Consider the following 14,287-nt stretch of genomic DNA (forward strand, 5'->3'; position numbering starts at 1 on the left):
GGTCACCGCGAGTTGTTCGACCTAGCCCGGCGTGTCGCCTTGTTCGCTAGCTGAAAAAGTGGTTATTCGCCGATATCGCCGAGGTGTTCGCGTAGAACCACCTTGCCGTCGGCGAGGTGATAAGTCAGCCCGACGATGGCCAGGGAGCCGGCGGCGACCCGCTCGGAGATCAGGGTGGATCGGGCCAGCAGCTGCGTTCCGGTCTCGGCGACGTGGCGGGCCTCGAACTCATCGACGCGGGTCAGCCCCTCACGGCGCCCGGCCAGGATCGACGGCGTGACCCGCTCGACGAGATCGCGGATGTATCCGCCCGGCACCGCGCCCTCATCGAGGGCGGACAGGGTGGCCTGCACCGCTCCACAGCTGTCGTGTCCGAGGACGGCGATCAGCGGCACGTTGAGCACGCCGACCGCGTACTCGATGGAGCCGAGCACCGCCGAGTCGATGACGTGGCCGGCGGTGCGCACCACGAACATGTCGCCGAGGCCTTGGTCGAAGATGATCTCGGCGGCGACCCGGCTGTCGGCACACCCGAAGATGACCGCGGTGGGGGTTTGACCTGCCGCCAACCGAGCGCGGTCCTCGATGCTCTGGCTGGGATGCTGTGGCTGGCCGGCGACGAATCGCTCGTTACCCTCTTTGAGTGCCTTCCATGCGGTTATCGGGCTGGTGTTCGGCATGGCCAACATTCTGCCTTGTCTTGCGCCCCGGGATTCTATGAGTCCCCTTAGTGCTGAACTCGTCGACTGGTACGGGCGCGCGCGGCGTGACCTGCCGTGGCGCAAACCCGATGTGACGGCGTGGCAGATCCTGGTCAGTGAGTTCATGCTGCAGCAGACTCCGGTTGCCCGAGTGGCGCCGATCTGGCGGGACTGGATCGCCCGCTGGCCGACACCGTCGGCGACGGCGGCGGCCAGTGCCGCCGATGTACTCCGCGCCTGGGGCAAGCTGGGCTACCCCCGGCGGGCCAAGCGACTGCACGAGTGCGCTGTCGCGATCGCCACCGACCATGGCGACCGGGTGCCCGACGACGTCGAGGTGCTGCTGACGCTGCCCGGCGTCGGCTCCTACACCGCCCGAGCGATCGCCTGCTTCGCGTATCAGCAGAACGTTCCGGTGGTGGACACGAACGTTCGGCGCGTGGTGGCACGAGCCATCCACGGTCTGGCCGATGCCCAAAGTCCCTCTGCGACACGCGATATGGCCGACGTGGCGGCGCTATTGCCCGACGATCCGACGGCGCCGATGTTCTCGGCGGCGCTGATGGAGCTCGGCGCGACCGTCTGCACAGCGCGAGCACCCAAGTGCGGTGTCTGTCCGCTGTCCGTGTGCGCGTGGCGGACGGCCGGGCATCCGCCGGCCACCACCGCGCCGCGGCCGGCGCAGCGTTATGCGGGTACCGATCGGCAGGTGCGGGGCAAGTTGCTGGATGTGTTGCGCACCAGCACATCCCCGGTGCCGCGAGAGCAGCTGGATGTGGTGTGGCTGACCGATACCGCGCAGCGCGACCGCGCACTGGATTCGCTTCTGGTGGACGGGCTGGTGGAACAAACCGCCGACGGCCGGTTCGCCTTGGCCGGTGAAGGCGATCAAGCGGAGCGGGCGAAGCGGCGCCGGTAGTCCGAGGGCGTGACGCCGACGATGCGACGGAAGTGGTGTCGCAACAGCGTTGCATTGCCGAATCCGGCCCGCTCGGCGATGCGGTCGACGTCCAGGTCGGTCTCCTCGAGCATCCGCCGGGCATAGAGCACCCGCTGATCGGTCACCCACTGCATCGGGGTGGTGCCGGCTTCCTCGACGAAGCGCCGCGCGAACGTCCGCGCCGACATATTGGCCCGCCGGGCCATGCTCGCCACGGTGTGCGGCTTGTCGAGGTTGGAAAGTATCCAATCTAGTTGCGGTGCAAAGCCTTCCGAACATCGCGCCGGAATGGGTTGCTCGATGTACTGGCGCTGGCCGCCGTCACGCTGTGGTGGCACCACCATCCGGCGGGCGATGATGTTGGTGACCATGCTGCCGAGTTCGCGGCGCACCAGGTGCAGGCACGCATCGATACCGGCGGCCGTACCGGCACTGGTCACCAGGTCGCCGTCGTCGACGAACAGCACGTTGCGATCCACGATCGCGGTGGGATAGCGCTGCGCGAGGTCGTCGGCGTGCATCCAGTGCGTGGTGCAGCGGCGCCCGTCGAGCAGGCCGGCCTCGCCCGCTACGAACGCACCGGAACACACTGTCAGGATCGTCGACCCAGACGCATGGGCGGCCCGCAACGCCTCCAGCGCCTCGGACGGGTAGGCCTCGACCGGGCCGGTGACTGCCGATACCGCCACCACGTCGGCACCCATCAGGGCATCGAAGCCGTGGTCGGGTACGAGTGAGGCGCCGACGCTGGTGCGCAGCGGCCTGCCCGGCTGCGGGCCGCACACCTTGAAATCGAAGTTGGGCACCCCGTCGGCGGCCCTGTCGATGCCGAAGACCTCGCAGACCACGCCGAACTCGAAGACCGCGACGTTCTCCAAGACCAGCGCCGAGACGCTTTTCAAAGGCATGGCAGGATTTTATCTCATACGGTCAGTACTGCCACTGTTGGCGGAATCTTATCTCGCGAAACATTACTGCCATGACCGCATTGATCGCCTTCCTGTTACTGGCCCTGCTGGCGGTCGGCGTGAGCAGACTGCGACTGCGCGCCGGCCAATTCCGCGTGAGCGCTCCGATGGTCGGTCCCCTGTTCGTCGAGGGGGGTGACGCCGACGCGCGCCGCATCAGCCACGATCTTGACGCCGTCCGCACCCGATTCGAACAACACCCGAGCTGGCCGTCGTCAGGTGTGCTCGGGGAGCGCCGCTAGGAACGACTCGACGGCGTCCCGGTATCGGTCCGGGGCGTCGTCGTGGACAAGGTGGCCCGCCCCCGGTACGTGGACATAGCGCGCCGATGACCCTGCCAGCTCGGCCATCCGCCGCATCTGACCGGGCGGCGCCACCGAGTCGCCCGCCTCGATGAGCAACACTGGGGCCCGGACCGCCTGCCACTGCTGCCAGTAGTCCCGGGTGCCCCACTGCCCGGCGATCTCGATCCAGCGGGCCGGCTGGCCGTGCAACCGCCAGCCCGTCGCCGTCCGGTCGAAGGCCTCCAGGAAATAGCGCCCCGCGACCGGGCCGAACTCCTCGAAAACCTGCTCGGCAGTGGAGTATTCGACCGGCAGCGCATGGACCCACGGCTCCCACGGGCCCGTGGTGCGGCCGACGAAGTCGGGCGCCATGTCCTCGACCACCAGAGCACTCACCAGCTCAGGCCGCTGCGCGGCCAGACACCAGGAATGCAGCCCACCCATCGAGTGGCCGATAAGCACCGCGGGTCCACCGAGCGTCGCGACGGCATCACCGAGATCGGCCACGAAGCGTTCAGTGCTGACCGGCTCGGAATCCTCGACATCGCGGCCGCGGTGCCAGGGCGCGTCGTAGGTGTACACCGACCCGAATCGGGTCAGCCACGGCACCTGCCGCGACCAGGTGGTGCCACGGCCCATCAGGCCGTGGACGAGCACCATGGGGCGTCCGTCACCACCCCGATGGGTCAGCGCCTGCGTGCTCACCGCTTCATCTTGCGCGGTCGGCCACCGGCCTGAGCGGGCGCGGTAGCCTTGCGCCATGTCCGTGGTGAAGATCAACGCAATCGAGATTCCGCCGGGTGCCGGCCCCGAGCTGGAGAAGCGGTTCGCCAACCGTGCGCACGCCGTCGACAACCAGCCCGGCTTCCTCGGCTTCCAATTGCTGCGGCCGGTGAAGGGCGAGGACCGCTACTTCGTGGTGACCACGTGGGAGTCCGAGGAGGCTTTCCAGGCCTGGGCCACCGGACCGGCGATCCACGCGCACGCCGGTGAGCGCGCCAACCCCGTGGCCAAAGGTGCCCATCTGCTCGAGTTCGAGGTTGTGTTGGACGTTGCCGGGACCGGCTCCAAGGCTTAGCGCACGCCGAGTGCGCCGGCGCGCGGTGGCCAGCGCAATAGCCGTGGCCACCGTGATCGCATCCGCCGCCGCTCTGGCAACCAGCTGCACACCGACTCCTGCGCCGCCGGCCAACGCCGGCGCGGGGGTCCGCATCGACCTCAACACCCCGCAGGGGGTGCGGGCCAAGCAGGTCATGGACATGCTGAACTCCGACTGGCCCATCGGAAACCAGAGCGTCAAGACGCTGGCCACCCCGGACCTGGTGGACCCGGTCGCCCACACCATGGACTCGCTGTGGTGGGACCGGCCCTACACGCTGGCCGGCGTCGAAGTCGGCGCCAACGTGGCCACTCTGCATATGCTGACCTCCTATGGCGCCCGCCAGGACATCGACCTGCGCATCGGGGACGACACCTTCGTCAGCCGGTTCGTGGTCACCACCGAGAAACCCAAGATCGACTCGTGGCAGGACGTCGACACCGCACTGAGCCGAACGGGGGCCCGCTACTCATGGCAGGTCTCCAAGGTCAACGACGGCCGCTGTGAGAAGGTGGCAGGCACCAACACCGCCGAACCACTGCCGCTGGCTTCGATTTTCAAGACCTATGTCCTGTACGCGGTCGAAACCGCGGTATCCGCAGGCACATTGAGGTGGGATGACAAACTCACCATCACTGCCGAATTGAAGAAGCTCGGTTCGTCGGGCTTCGACAAGCTGCCGCCCGGTTCGCAGATCACCGTCCGCGAGGCAGCGGGGAAGATGATCTCCACGAGCGACAACATGGCCACCGACATGCTGATCGGGCGTGTGGGCACCCCCGCTGTCGAAGAGGCTCTGGTGGCGGCCGGCCACCACGACCCGGCGAGCATGAAGCCGTTCCCGACGATGCGGGAGCTGTTCGCCATCGGCTGGGGCAATCCCGATGTGCGCGAACAGTGGAAGGCCACTGTGCCCGCGAACCGGGGAAGTCTGTTGCACGACGCGGACGCTCGCCCCTACGACCCCGATCCGTATCGCTCCCACACTCCCGCCTCGACCTACGGCGTGGAGTGGTACGGCAACGCCGAGGACATCTGCCGCGTGCACGCCGCCCTTCAGCACAACGCCATCGGTCCGGCCGCCCCCGTCAAGGACGTCATGTCCGAAGCCGCGGGCATCGACCTCGACCGCTCCGAGTGGCCCTATATCGCCGCGAAGGCGGGAAACCTGCCCGGCGAAATGACATTCAGCTGGTATGCCGTCGACCGAACCGGTCAGGCCTGGGTGGTCAGCTTCCAGTTCAACTGGCCCCGCTTCCACAGCGCCAACGCCGGCGGCTGGGCGATGACCATCATCAAGCAGGTCTTCGGACTACTGCCCCGCTACCGCTGATCGCAGCGTCCAGCCCGTCCCCCGGTGATGCAGGGTTGTGCTGCTGGCCGGTGAAATATCGATGCGCCAGAATGACTTTGGCGGGGCGTCCAGTGCGGTGAGGATGGCGGCGCGGATCACCGCGGGGTGGGTGACCGCGATGGTGCGGCCTGGTGCGCGGGCCAGGTCGGCCAGCCAGCCCCGCACCCGGGCGATCAGCTCGACGATGGATTCGCCGTTGTGCGGACAACTTTCGGGCTCGGTGAGCCACTGGGTGAGCTCAGCCGGCTGCACCCGATCGAGGCCCAGGCCGCGCCAGACACCGCAGCCCAGGTCGGCCAGCCGCGATTCGACGGCAGGCGTCAGGCCTAGCGCCTCCGCGGTCTGGCGTGCCCGGATTTCCGGCCCACACAGCACGGTGTCCGCGGCACCCACGTCGAGCAGCTCGAGCTGTCGTCGACCCCGTCCGTTGAGTTCTTCGTCGATCGGAAATCGCCCGGCTGCCGTGGCGTCGGTCATGGCGTGGGAGACCAGGGTCAGCCGGACGACTTCACTCACGCAGTGACGGGCTCCCGCTGCTTGCTGTCGAGCAGCCGGTGCATCAGTGCGGCGAACACCGTACCGATCGTCACCCACATGACGACCTGAGTGCCCAGCGAGTACAGCCGGAACTCGTAGAGCAGGTCGGCGGGAAAATGCTCGGGTGTCTCGTCGATCGTCGGCAGCGCCAGCATGACCACCGCTACCGCGACGAGGTAGCCGCCCGCCGCGATCAACGTCGCGTTCCAACCGTCGAGTCGCTGGGCGATCCTGCGTTGGACCACGACCGCCGCGACGAACAGCGCCGCGGACAGCACGACCATCAGCAGATAGAGCAGAGTCCGCTGCCGGATCGTTTCCTCGAGGCTGACCGCCGGTGGGTTGGGCGGGTACTTCAGCGCGGGAACGACGTAGAGGCACACCAGCATCGCCCCCGCCACCCGAGCCGCCAGCGGCCGCGCCGCGGTATCGCCGAAGCGGCCGTAGGCCACGGCGAACACCACCGCGAGCAGTGCGCCCATGGCAACCGCGAAGGCGAAGACGCCGAAGCCCATGCCGATGTTGCCCTGCACGCCACGGGTGAACAGTTCAACGCCGTGCTCGTGGTCGCCGTGGCTGTGCGCCATCTCGCCTTCGAACCCGATCGCACGTTCGATCACCGGCTCCAAAAAGATGCGCGCGAAGACGAATGCGAGCACGCCGGCAAGGGCGCCAGACAGGATGCCGCGCCAGATTATGGACTTTTCCATGTGTGTTGGCGAAACTGCCGCTGGCTCAGTGGCAGGGGAAGCCGAGCAGGTGGCGGGCATCATGCACGAATTCGTGAACGTACATGTTGTCGCCGAAAACCGAAGTGGCACCCTGATCGATGCCGACGAAGTACAGCACCAGCAGCGCGAAGAAGGCGGTCAGCGAAAGCCAGGCGACGGCTTTGGCGGCCGACAGGTCGACGGCGCGGGCGCGGCTCTTGGTCTGCGGAGTGGTCATCGGTGTCCTTTCAGGGAGCTACGCGTCCCAATACGAACCGTGACGGGCCTCGGGTCTGACTGTCCACAGTGGCGCGACCGTTCTGGAATTTCACCAGATTCCTCAACTCGTCTTTACAACGAGGATCGTATACCGGCTGGAGTTCAGCCGGCGCCGTAACCCAGTTGCTGCGCGGTGTACTTGGCGGCGTCGGTGATCGGGACGGCCTGTACCGCGGTGCCGTAAGCACAGATCTCGGTCCAGACATCGCCGAGTTCGGTGGTGTCGAAACGCATTCCGACGATCGCGTTGCCACCGCGATTGCGGGCCTCGCCCATCAACCGGTTCATCGCCTCGTTGCGGCTTTCGGCAAGGTTCTTCGTCATGCCCTGCAATTCGCCGCCGAACATGCTTTTGAAGCCCGCGCCCATCTGGGCGAAAGCGTTGCGCGATCGAACGGTGAGGCCGAACACCTCACCGCACACCCGCTGGATCTCCCAGCCCGGGATGTCGTTGGTGGTCACAACAAGCACGGCCAAGCCTTCCTCTGGATGCGAAACGGGCGACTACCCCGGTAGAGGGTAGCCGCCCGTTTTCGTGCAGCGTCGTTATTCGCTGGCAGTGCCTGCGCTGGCCAGGTCCGGTTCGACCGGTTCGGGTCGCTTGGGCCCACCGATGAAGGTGAACTTCGCGTCCTCGCCGGCGCCTTCGCCGTCCCAGTTGTCCACGTCGACGGTGACCAGCTGACCGGGTCCGACCTCCTCGAAGAGGATCTTCTCCGAGAGGGCGTCTTCGATCTCGCGCTGGATGGTCCGCCGCAGCGGCCGGGCACCCAGCACCGGGTCGAAGCCACGCTTGGCCAGCAAGGCCTTCGCCTTGTCGGTCAGCTCCATCTCCATGTCCTTGGTCTTCAACTGCTTGCCCACCCGGTTCACCATCAGATCGACCATCCGGATGATCTCGTCGCGAGTCAGCTGGTGGAAGACGATGATGTCGTCGATGCGGTTGAGGAACTCCGGACGGAAGTGCTTCTTCAGCTCGTCGTTGACCTTCTGCTTCATCCGCTCGTAGTTGTTCTCACCGCCACCCTGGGTGAAGCCGAGGCCGACCGCCTTGCTGATATCGGAGGTGCCCAGGTTCGAGGTGAAGATCAGCACGGTGTTCTTGAAGTCGACCGTGCGGCCCTGACCGTCGGTGAGACGGCCGTCCTCGAGGACCTGCAACAACGTGTTGTAGATCTCCTGGTGGGCCTTCTCGATCTCGTCGAACAGCACCACCGAGAACGGCTTGCGCCGGACCTTCTCGGTGAGCTGGCCGCCCTCTTCGTAGCCGACGTATCCGGGCGGGGCACCGAACAACCGCGACGCGGTGAAGCGGTCGTGGAACTCGCCCATGTCGATCTGAATCAGTGCGTCGTCGTCGCCGAACAGGAACTCCGCGAGCGCCTTGGACAGCTCGGTCTTACCGACACCGGACGGGCCGGCGAAGATGAACGAGCCGGACGGCCGCTTCGGATCCTTCAGGCCGGCGCGGGTACGCCGGATTGCCTTGCTGACCGCGCGGACCGCGTCCTCCTGGCCGATGATCCGCTTGTGCAGCTCGTCCTCCATGCGCAGCAGCCGAGTGGTTTCCTCCTCGGTCAGCTTGAACACGGGGATACCGGTCCAGTTGCCCAGAACCTCAGCGATCTGCTCGTCATCGACCTCGGCCACGACATCGAGATCACCTGAGCGCCACTGCTTTTCCCGCTCGGCACGCTGGGCGACCAACTGCTTCTCGCGGTCGCGCAGATTGGCGGCCTTCTCGAAGTCCTGCGCGTCGATCGCGGACTCCTTCTCCCGGCGCGCGTCGGCGATCTTCTCGTCGAACTCGCGCAGGTCTGGCGGAGCGGTCATCCGGCGGATGCGCATGCGGGCGCCCGCCTCGTCGATCAGGTCGATCGCCTTGTCCGGCAGGAAGCGGTCGTTGATGTAGCGGTCGGCCAGGGTGGCCGCCGCGACCATCGCCGCGTCGGTGATCGACACCCGGTGGTGGGCCTCGTACCGGTCGCGCAGACCCTTGAGGATCTCGATGGTGTGCGCCACCGTTGGCTCACCAACCTGGACCGGCTGGAACCGGCGCTCAAGGGCGGCGTCCTTCTCGATGTACTTGCGGTACTCGTCGAGCGTGGTCGCACCGATCGTCTGCAGTTCACCGCGAGCCAGCTTCGGCTTCAGGATCGACGCTGCGTCGATGGCGCCCTCGGCGGCACCCGCTCCGACGAGCGTGTGCAGCTCGTCGATGAACAGGATGATGTCGCCGCGGGTGTTGATCTCTTTGAGCACCTTCTTGAGGCGTTCCTCGAAATCACCGCGGTAACGGCTGCCTGCCACCAGCGACCCGAGGTCGAGGGTGTAGAGCTGCTTGTCCTTGAGCGTCTCGGGAACCTCGCCGTGCACGATCGCCTGGGCCAGGCCCTCCACGACGGCGGTCTTGCCGACGCCGGGCTCACCGATCAGCACGGGGTTGTTCTTGGTGCGCCGGCTCAGCACCTGCATCACCCGCTCGATTTCCTTCTCGCGGCCGATGACGGGGTCGAGCTTGCCCTCCATGGCTGCCGCGGTGAGGTTGCGGCCGAACTGATCGAGGACCAGCGACGTCGACGGGTTACCGGACTCGCCGCCGCGGCCGCCGGTACCGGCTTCCGCGGTCTCCTTGCCCTGATATCCGCTCAGGAGCTGGATGACCTGCTGACGCACCCGGGTCAGCTCGGCGCCCAGCTTCACGAGCACCTGGGCGGCCACACCTTCGCCCTCACGGATCAGGCCGAGCAGAATGTGCTCGGTGCCGATGTAGTTGTGGCCGAGCTGCAGCGCCTCGCGCAAGCTCAGCTCCAGCACCTTCTTGGCGCGCGGGGTGAAGGGGATGTGCCCGGACGGGGCCTGCTGGCCCTGACCGATGATCTCCTCGACCTGGCTGCGGACACCTTCGAGCGAGATGCCCAGCGACTCCAGTGACTTGGCGGCTACGCCCTCACCCTCATGAATAAGTCCCAGCAGGATGTGCTCGGTGCCGATGTAGTTGTGGTTGAGCATCCGGGCTTCTTCTTGAGCCAGGACGACGACCCTGCGGGCACGGTCGGTGAATCTCTCGAACATCCTCGGTTACCTGCTCTCCATACGATTAGGTACAGCGGTAGTCACCACGTACCTGTCGTCCACTCTAATGGGCGGTCGCAGAAGGCGTCCTCCCTTGCCACCCTTACCGCGTCCCTAGCGGTGCGGACCTAGCAGACCAACGCGGCAGAGCTGCGAATCGTTTCCGGTAAACACCGGTCGCCGCTTCGCCCCCAGCGAACGGGGCTGCACGTCCGTCGTGGCCGGCGGCGAGGAGGTTAGCTGGAGCCTAGGTCGCGGCGTGGAAGGCGTCGATGATGTCGGCCGGGATCCGTCCCCGGGTCGACACCTTGTGTCCATTGCGCCGCGCCCACTCCCGGATCGCGGCGCTCTGCTCGCGATCGATGCTGGCGCGGCCACGGCCTGCCGGACCGGAGCGACCACGGCGCCGGCCTCCGACGCGGCGGCTGGCCTCGACCCACTGCTTGAGATCGTTACGCAGTTTCTGAGCATTCTTTGAAGAAAGGTCGATCTCATAGCTCACACCGTCGAGCGCGAATTCGACCGTTTCATCGGCTGCTCCTGCGCCGTCGAAATCGTCGACGAGAGTGACGGTCACTTTCTTGGCCATTGCCTCACTGAATCCTTCTGCCTGCGCTCAACAACCCATAGTCGAGAGCGTCTACCCCATGGGCACCAATGTGCCACAGCGGACGAAATCGTTCAACGTCGATTGAATCAGCGCACTTCAGCCATGTCGGCGAACAATCGGAAACAAAACTGTTTCGCGAATTGACAACCCGGTGAGCGCCATCAGCAGCCGATCGATACCCATTCCGGTTCCGGTGGTGGGCGGCATCGCGTACTCCATTGCCGCCAGGAAATCGTCGTCGAGTGCCATCGCCTCGTCGTCGCCGGCCGCGGCCGCCCTGGCCTGTGCCTCGAAGCGTTCGCGCTGCACGATCGGGTCGACCAGTTCGGAGTAACCCGTGGCCAACTCGAATCCGCGCACGTACAGATCCCATTTCTCGGTCACCCCGGGGATGCTGCGGTGCTGGCGGGTCAACGGTGTGGTCTCGACCGGGAAATCCTTGACGAATGCCGGCGCCCACAATGTGGTCCCGACCGTGTGCTCCCACAGTTCTTCGATGAGCTTGCCGTGCCCGTAGCCGCGATCCTTCGGGATCTCCACGCCGAGGCGCCCGGCGATGGCAAGTAAGTATTCTGCCGACGTGTCGGGGGTGATCTCTTCACCGAGTGCTTCAGACAACGACGGGTACATTTGTAGCGACGGCCATTCACCGTCGAGGTCATAGAATGTTCCGTCCGGCAATGGCACTTGCCGTGTGCCGATGGCCTCGTCCGCAACTTCCTGAATAATTTCACGGGTGACGATCGCCGAATCGTCATACGTTCCCCATGCCTGATATGTCTCGAGCATCGAGAATTCCGGCGAATGCGTCGAATCGATGCCTTCGTTTCGGAAGTTCCGATTGAGCTCGAAAACCTTCTCCAGACCTCCGACCACGCACCGCTTGAGGAACAACTCGGGGGCGATTCGCAGATACAGGTCGACGTCGAGCGCATTGGAATGGGTGACGAACGGACGCGCCGCTGCACCACCGGCCAGCGTCTGCAGCATCGGCGTCTCGACTTCGAGGAACCCGCGGCGTTCCAGTGCGTTGCGCACCGCACGGACGACGGCGATGCGTTGCCGGGCGATGGTGCGAGCTTCCGGACGCACAATCAGGTCGACGTAGCGTTGCCGCACACGTGACTCTTCGCTCATCTCCTTGTGCGCAACAGGCAGCGGGCGCAACGCCTTGCTGGCCATCTCCCACGAGTCCGCCAGCACCGACAGTTCGCCGCGACGGGAACTGATCACCTCGCCGTGCACGAACACGATGTCGCCGAGGTCCACTGTGGATTTCCAGGCGTCCAGGGCTTCCTCGCCGACGCCGGCCAGGCTGATCATCGCCTGTAGCTGGGTGCCGTCGCCCTCCTGCAGGGTGGCGAAGCACAGCTTGCCCGAGTTGCGCGCGAACACCACCCGGCCGGTGACGCCGACGATGTCGCCGGTGGCGGTATCGGCTTCCAGGTCCGGATAGGCGGCGCGGATCTCGGCCAGCGAATGGGTGCGCGGCACCGAAACCGGATAGGGCTCTTTTCCGTCGGCCAATAGGGCCTCGCGCTTGCCCTGGCGAATCCGGAACTGCTCAGGGACGTCGCCGCCCGCGTGGTCGGTATCCGGAGTATCAGCAGAGCTCACGACGTGCCAGCTTAAATGAGGTCATGAGGTCCCTCCTAAACGCGGCGGCGGTGGCAGACCTGGCCGATGAGCGGGTGGACTGGCGATTCAAAGGACTGCCTGCGGCCTGGTCGGGTCGGACCGTGGCGCAGATCTGTGCCGAGGCCCCCGCGCTGTTGGCCGCCGGACCCCTGGGACCGGTGTGCGTCCTGCATGACGAGGCGCTGCGCCACAACCTGTCCACGATGGCCAGCTGGTGCGCCCGTCACGGCGTGGAGCTGGCGCCGCACGGAAAGACGCACATGTCGCCGCAGCTGCTGGCCCGGCAGTTCGACTCGGGGGCGTGCGCAGTGACGGCGGCGACCGTCAGCCAGGTGCGGACGTACCGGGCGTTCGGCGTGCGTGACGTGGTGCTCGCCAACGAGCTGGTCGACGCCGCGGGGCTGGCCTGGCTGGCCGCCGAGCTGGACGCCGATCCCGAGTTCCAGCTGATCTGCTGGGCGGATTCGGTGCGCGGCGTCGCGTTGATGACCGAGGCGTTACAGGCGGCCGGAGCGCGGCGCCCGGTCGACGTCTGCGTGGAGCTCGGCGCGGTGGGCACCCGCACCGGCTGCCGCGACGACGCCTGCGCCGATGCGGTGGCCGCCGCGGTCGTCGCCAGTCCGCGGCTGCGGCTGGTCGGAGTGGCCGGTTACGAAGCCGCGCTGGGTCACGACGTGTCGGCGTCCGGTGTCTCGCGGGTACGCGACTACCTGGCGTGGGTGCGTGCGGTCGCGACCCGGCTGGCCCCTCTGTTCGAGGTGGACGACATCGTCGTAACTGCGGGTGGCAGTACACATTTCGATCTGGTGGCCGAGATGTTGGCGGGCCCGTGGCGCACGGTAGTGCGCAGCGGCGCATATCTGACCAGTGACGACGGCCTGTACCTGCGGACCTCGCCGCTGACCCGGCCGGGTGCCGGGCCGGGCGGATTCGTGCCGGCGATGCAGGTATGGGCGCAGATCTGCTCGCGGCCCGAGCCGGGCCTCGCGCTGCTGACGATGGGCCGCCGCGACGTATCGTTCGACCAGGATCTTCCTGTCCCGCAACAGGTTCAGGTCGGCTCGGATTGGACGGATGTGGCGGGCAGTGAGGTGGTCAAGCTCAACGACCAGCACGCGTTCCTACGGCTGCCGGCGGCCGCCGAGGACGTCGTCCAGGTCGGCAGCTGGATCGCGTTCGGGGTATCCCACCCGTGCACGGTGTTCGACAAGTGGCAGCTGATCCCGTTGCTCGATTCGCGCGGCCGGGTGGTCGAGCTGGTGCGTACCTTCTTCTAGCGGGCGGATTTGGTTCGGCCACGCTGGTTGTCACGGTTGCGTTCGTAGACCATTCGCAGTCCGTCGAGGGTCAGGTGCTGGTCGTAGTGCTGCACGGTGTGCAGGTCGGGCAGCATCACCGGAGCGGTGTGGCCGGTCGCGACCACGGCCACGTCGGAACCGGCGAACCCGTCGACGTCCTCTCGGATCCGGTTCACCAATCCGTCGACCAGACCGGCGAATCCGAACATCGCACCGGCCTGCATGCATTCGACGGTGTTCTTGCCGATCACCGATCGCGGCCGGGTGAGTTCGACGCGGCGCAGCGCCGCCGACCGTGCGGCCGCCGCGTCCGACGACACCTGAACTCCGGGAGCGATTGCCCCGCCGAGGAATTCACCCTTGGCGGAGACCACGTCCACAACGATCGAGGAGCCGAAGTCGACCACGATGGCGGCCGACTTGAACTTGGCGTAAGCCGCCAGACAGTTCACGATCCGGTCGGCGCCGACCTCTTTCGGATTGTCGACGAGCAACGGGATGCCGGTCCGAACGCCCGGCTCGATCAGTATGTGCGGCACGGCCGACCAGTACTGCTCGAGCATCAGCCGGACCTCGTACATGACCGAGGGCACGGTGGACAGCCCGGTCGCGCCAGTGAGGCGTTCGGAGTCGTCGCCGATCAAACCCTCGATGGTCAGCGCGAGCTCGTCGGCCGTGACCTCCGGTTCGGTTCGAATTCGCCAGTGCTGCACGACTTTCGCATGATCACCGGATCCGGATATCAATCCCACGACGGTGTGGGTGTTGCGGACATCGATGGCCAGCAGCACTGT

Annotated in this window: 16 protein-coding genes; 5 read left to right on the top strand and 11 right to left on the bottom strand. The window is 66.4% G+C overall.

The genetic code is table 11. The features are described from left to right. Positions 1–62 precede the first annotated feature (62 nt). On the bottom strand, positions 63–680 hold the full coding sequence (locus tag AB431_RS26665; RefSeq protein WP_047332480.1) for a carbonic anhydrase: 618 nt from the start codon (positions 678–680) through the stop codon (positions 63–65). Between AB431_RS26665 and AB431_RS26670 the strand changes: the two genes are divergently transcribed. Next, positions 679–1,620, top strand: coding sequence for an A/G-specific adenine glycosylase (locus tag AB431_RS26670; protein ID WP_047332481.1), 942 nt, complete (start codon positions 679–681; stop codon positions 1,618–1,620). The two genes, AB431_RS26665 and AB431_RS26670, sit on opposite strands and share 2 nt — an antisense overlap. Here AB431_RS26670 and AB431_RS26675 read toward each other — a convergent pair. Beyond that, on the bottom strand, positions 1,590–2,549 hold the full coding sequence (locus tag AB431_RS26675; RefSeq protein WP_047332482.1) for a GlxA family transcriptional regulator: 960 nt from the start codon (positions 2,547–2,549) through the stop codon (positions 1,590–1,592). The genes AB431_RS26670 and AB431_RS26675 overlap by 31 nt on opposite strands. 71 nt (positions 2,550–2,620) lie before the next feature. Between AB431_RS26675 and AB431_RS26680 the strand changes: the two genes are divergently transcribed. After that, positions 2,621–2,851, top strand: a complete 231-nt coding sequence (locus AB431_RS26680) for a hypothetical protein (RefSeq protein ID WP_047332483.1) — start codon at positions 2,621–2,623, stop codon at positions 2,849–2,851. On the opposite strand, the gene AB431_RS26685 is transcribed toward AB431_RS26680, so the two are convergent. Then, positions 2,825–3,553 carry an alpha/beta fold hydrolase gene (locus AB431_RS26685; RefSeq protein WP_235435969.1) on the bottom strand — a complete coding sequence of 243 codons (729 nt, stop codon included), beginning with the start codon at positions 3,551–3,553 and terminating at the stop codon, positions 2,825–2,827. The genes AB431_RS26680 and AB431_RS26685 overlap by 27 nt on opposite strands. Positions 3,554–3,653: 100 nt before the next feature. Here AB431_RS26685 and mhuD point away from each other — a divergent pair, with 100 nt between their 5' ends. Together mhuD and AB431_RS26695 are read left to right on the top strand one after the other, a co-directional pair. Further along, on the top strand, positions 3,654–3,971 hold the full coding sequence (gene mhuD, locus AB431_RS26690; protein ID WP_047332484.1) for a mycobilin-forming heme oxygenase MhuD: 318 nt from the start codon (positions 3,654–3,656) through the stop codon (positions 3,969–3,971). Then, positions 3,934–5,325: a serine hydrolase gene (locus tag AB431_RS26695; RefSeq protein ID WP_369802949.1), complete on the top strand. Its 1,392-nt coding sequence runs from the start codon at positions 3,934–3,936 to the stop codon at positions 5,323–5,325. Before mhuD ends, AB431_RS26695 begins: the two co-directional genes overlap by 38 nt. Here the strand turns inward: AB431_RS26695 and AB431_RS26700 are convergent. The 7 genes from AB431_RS26700 to lysS form a co-directional block, all read right to left on the bottom strand. After that, positions 5,305–5,862, bottom strand: a complete 558-nt coding sequence (locus AB431_RS26700) for a histidine phosphatase family protein (RefSeq protein WP_047332486.1) — start codon at positions 5,860–5,862, stop codon at positions 5,305–5,307. The two genes, AB431_RS26695 and AB431_RS26700, sit on opposite strands and share 21 nt — an antisense overlap. Next, on the bottom strand, positions 5,859–6,593 hold the full coding sequence (locus tag AB431_RS26705; protein ID WP_047332487.1) for a CbtA family protein: 735 nt from the start codon (positions 6,591–6,593) through the stop codon (positions 5,859–5,861). The genes AB431_RS26700 and AB431_RS26705 overlap by 4 nt, the downstream gene beginning before the upstream one ends. A gap of 25 nt (positions 6,594–6,618) precedes the next feature. Then, positions 6,619–6,831: a CbtB domain-containing protein gene (locus AB431_RS26710; protein WP_047332488.1), complete on the bottom strand. Its 213-nt coding sequence runs from the start codon at positions 6,829–6,831 to the stop codon at positions 6,619–6,621. A gap of 143 nt (positions 6,832–6,974) precedes the next feature. After that, positions 6,975–7,343, bottom strand: a complete 369-nt coding sequence (locus AB431_RS26715; protein WP_047332489.1) for a YbjQ family protein — start codon at positions 7,341–7,343, stop codon at positions 6,975–6,977. A gap of 75 nt (positions 7,344–7,418) precedes the next feature. Next, complete coding sequence (gene clpC1, locus AB431_RS26720) at positions 7,419–9,947, bottom strand: ATP-dependent protease ATP-binding subunit ClpC (RefSeq protein ID WP_047332490.1); 2,529 nt, start codon at positions 9,945–9,947, stop codon at positions 7,419–7,421. A gap of 247 nt (positions 9,948–10,194) precedes the next feature. Further along, positions 10,195–10,536 (bottom strand): histone-like nucleoid-structuring protein Lsr2, encoded by a 342-nt coding sequence (gene lsr2 / locus AB431_RS26725; protein ID WP_036341782.1) that lies wholly within the window; start codon positions 10,534–10,536, stop codon positions 10,195–10,197. A 117-nt stretch (positions 10,537–10,653) separates the two neighbouring features. Beyond that, complete coding sequence (gene lysS / locus AB431_RS26730) at positions 10,654–12,174, bottom strand: lysine--tRNA ligase (protein ID WP_047332491.1); 1,521 nt, start codon at positions 12,172–12,174, stop codon at positions 10,654–10,656. Between the two features lie 23 nt (positions 12,175–12,197). On the opposite strand from lysS, the gene AB431_RS26735 reads away from it, so the two are divergent. Next, positions 12,198–13,472: an alanine racemase gene (locus tag AB431_RS26735; RefSeq protein WP_047332492.1), complete on the top strand. Its 1,275-nt coding sequence runs from the start codon at positions 12,198–12,200 to the stop codon at positions 13,470–13,472. Here AB431_RS26735 and AB431_RS26740 read toward each other — a convergent pair. After that, positions 13,469–14,284: a type III pantothenate kinase gene (locus AB431_RS26740; RefSeq protein WP_047332493.1), complete on the bottom strand. Its 816-nt coding sequence runs from the start codon at positions 14,282–14,284 to the stop codon at positions 13,469–13,471. The genes AB431_RS26735 and AB431_RS26740 overlap by 4 nt on opposite strands. Between the last annotated feature and the right edge of the window lie 3 nt (positions 14,285–14,287).

Origin of the sequence: Mycobacterium sp. EPa45, assembly GCF_001021385.1 — a bacterium.
In the GTDB taxonomy this organism is placed as follows: domain Bacteria; phylum Actinomycetota; class Actinomycetes; order Mycobacteriales; family Mycobacteriaceae; genus Mycobacterium.

Coding starts and splice junctions, on each gene's coding strand:
- AB431_RS26670 (WP_047332481.1), top strand. CDS start 679: ATGGCCAACATTCTGCCTTGTCTTGCGCCCCGGGATTCTATGAGTCCC.
- AB431_RS26665 (WP_047332480.1), bottom strand. CDS start 680: ATGCCGAACACCAGCCCGATAACCGCATGGAAGGCACTCAAAGAGGGT.
- AB431_RS26675 (WP_047332482.1), bottom strand. CDS start 2,549: ATGCCTTTGAAAAGCGTCTCGGCGCTGGTCTTGGAGAACGTCGCGGTC.
- AB431_RS26680 (WP_047332483.1), top strand. CDS start 2,621: ATGACCGCATTGATCGCCTTCCTGTTACTGGCCCTGCTGGCGGTCGGC.
- AB431_RS26685 (WP_235435969.1), bottom strand. CDS start 3,553: ATGGTGCTCGTCCACGGCCTGATGGGCCGTGGCACCACCTGGTCGCGG.
- mhuD (WP_047332484.1), top strand. CDS start 3,654: ATGTCCGTGGTGAAGATCAACGCAATCGAGATTCCGCCGGGTGCCGGC.
- AB431_RS26705 (WP_047332487.1), bottom strand. CDS start 6,593: ATGGAAAAGTCCATAATCTGGCGCGGCATCCTGTCTGGCGCCCTTGCC.
- AB431_RS26710 (WP_047332488.1), bottom strand. CDS start 6,831: ATGACCACTCCGCAGACCAAGAGCCGCGCCCGCGCCGTCGACCTGTCG.
- clpC1 (WP_047332490.1), bottom strand. CDS start 9,947: ATGTTCGAGAGATTCACCGACCGTGCCCGCAGGGTCGTCGTCCTGGCT.
- lsr2 (WP_036341782.1), bottom strand. CDS start 10,536: ATGGCCAAGAAAGTGACCGTCACTCTCGTCGACGATTTCGACGGCGCA.
- AB431_RS26735 (WP_047332492.1), top strand. CDS start 12,198: ATGAGGTCCCTCCTAAACGCGGCGGCGGTGGCAGACCTGGCCGATGAG.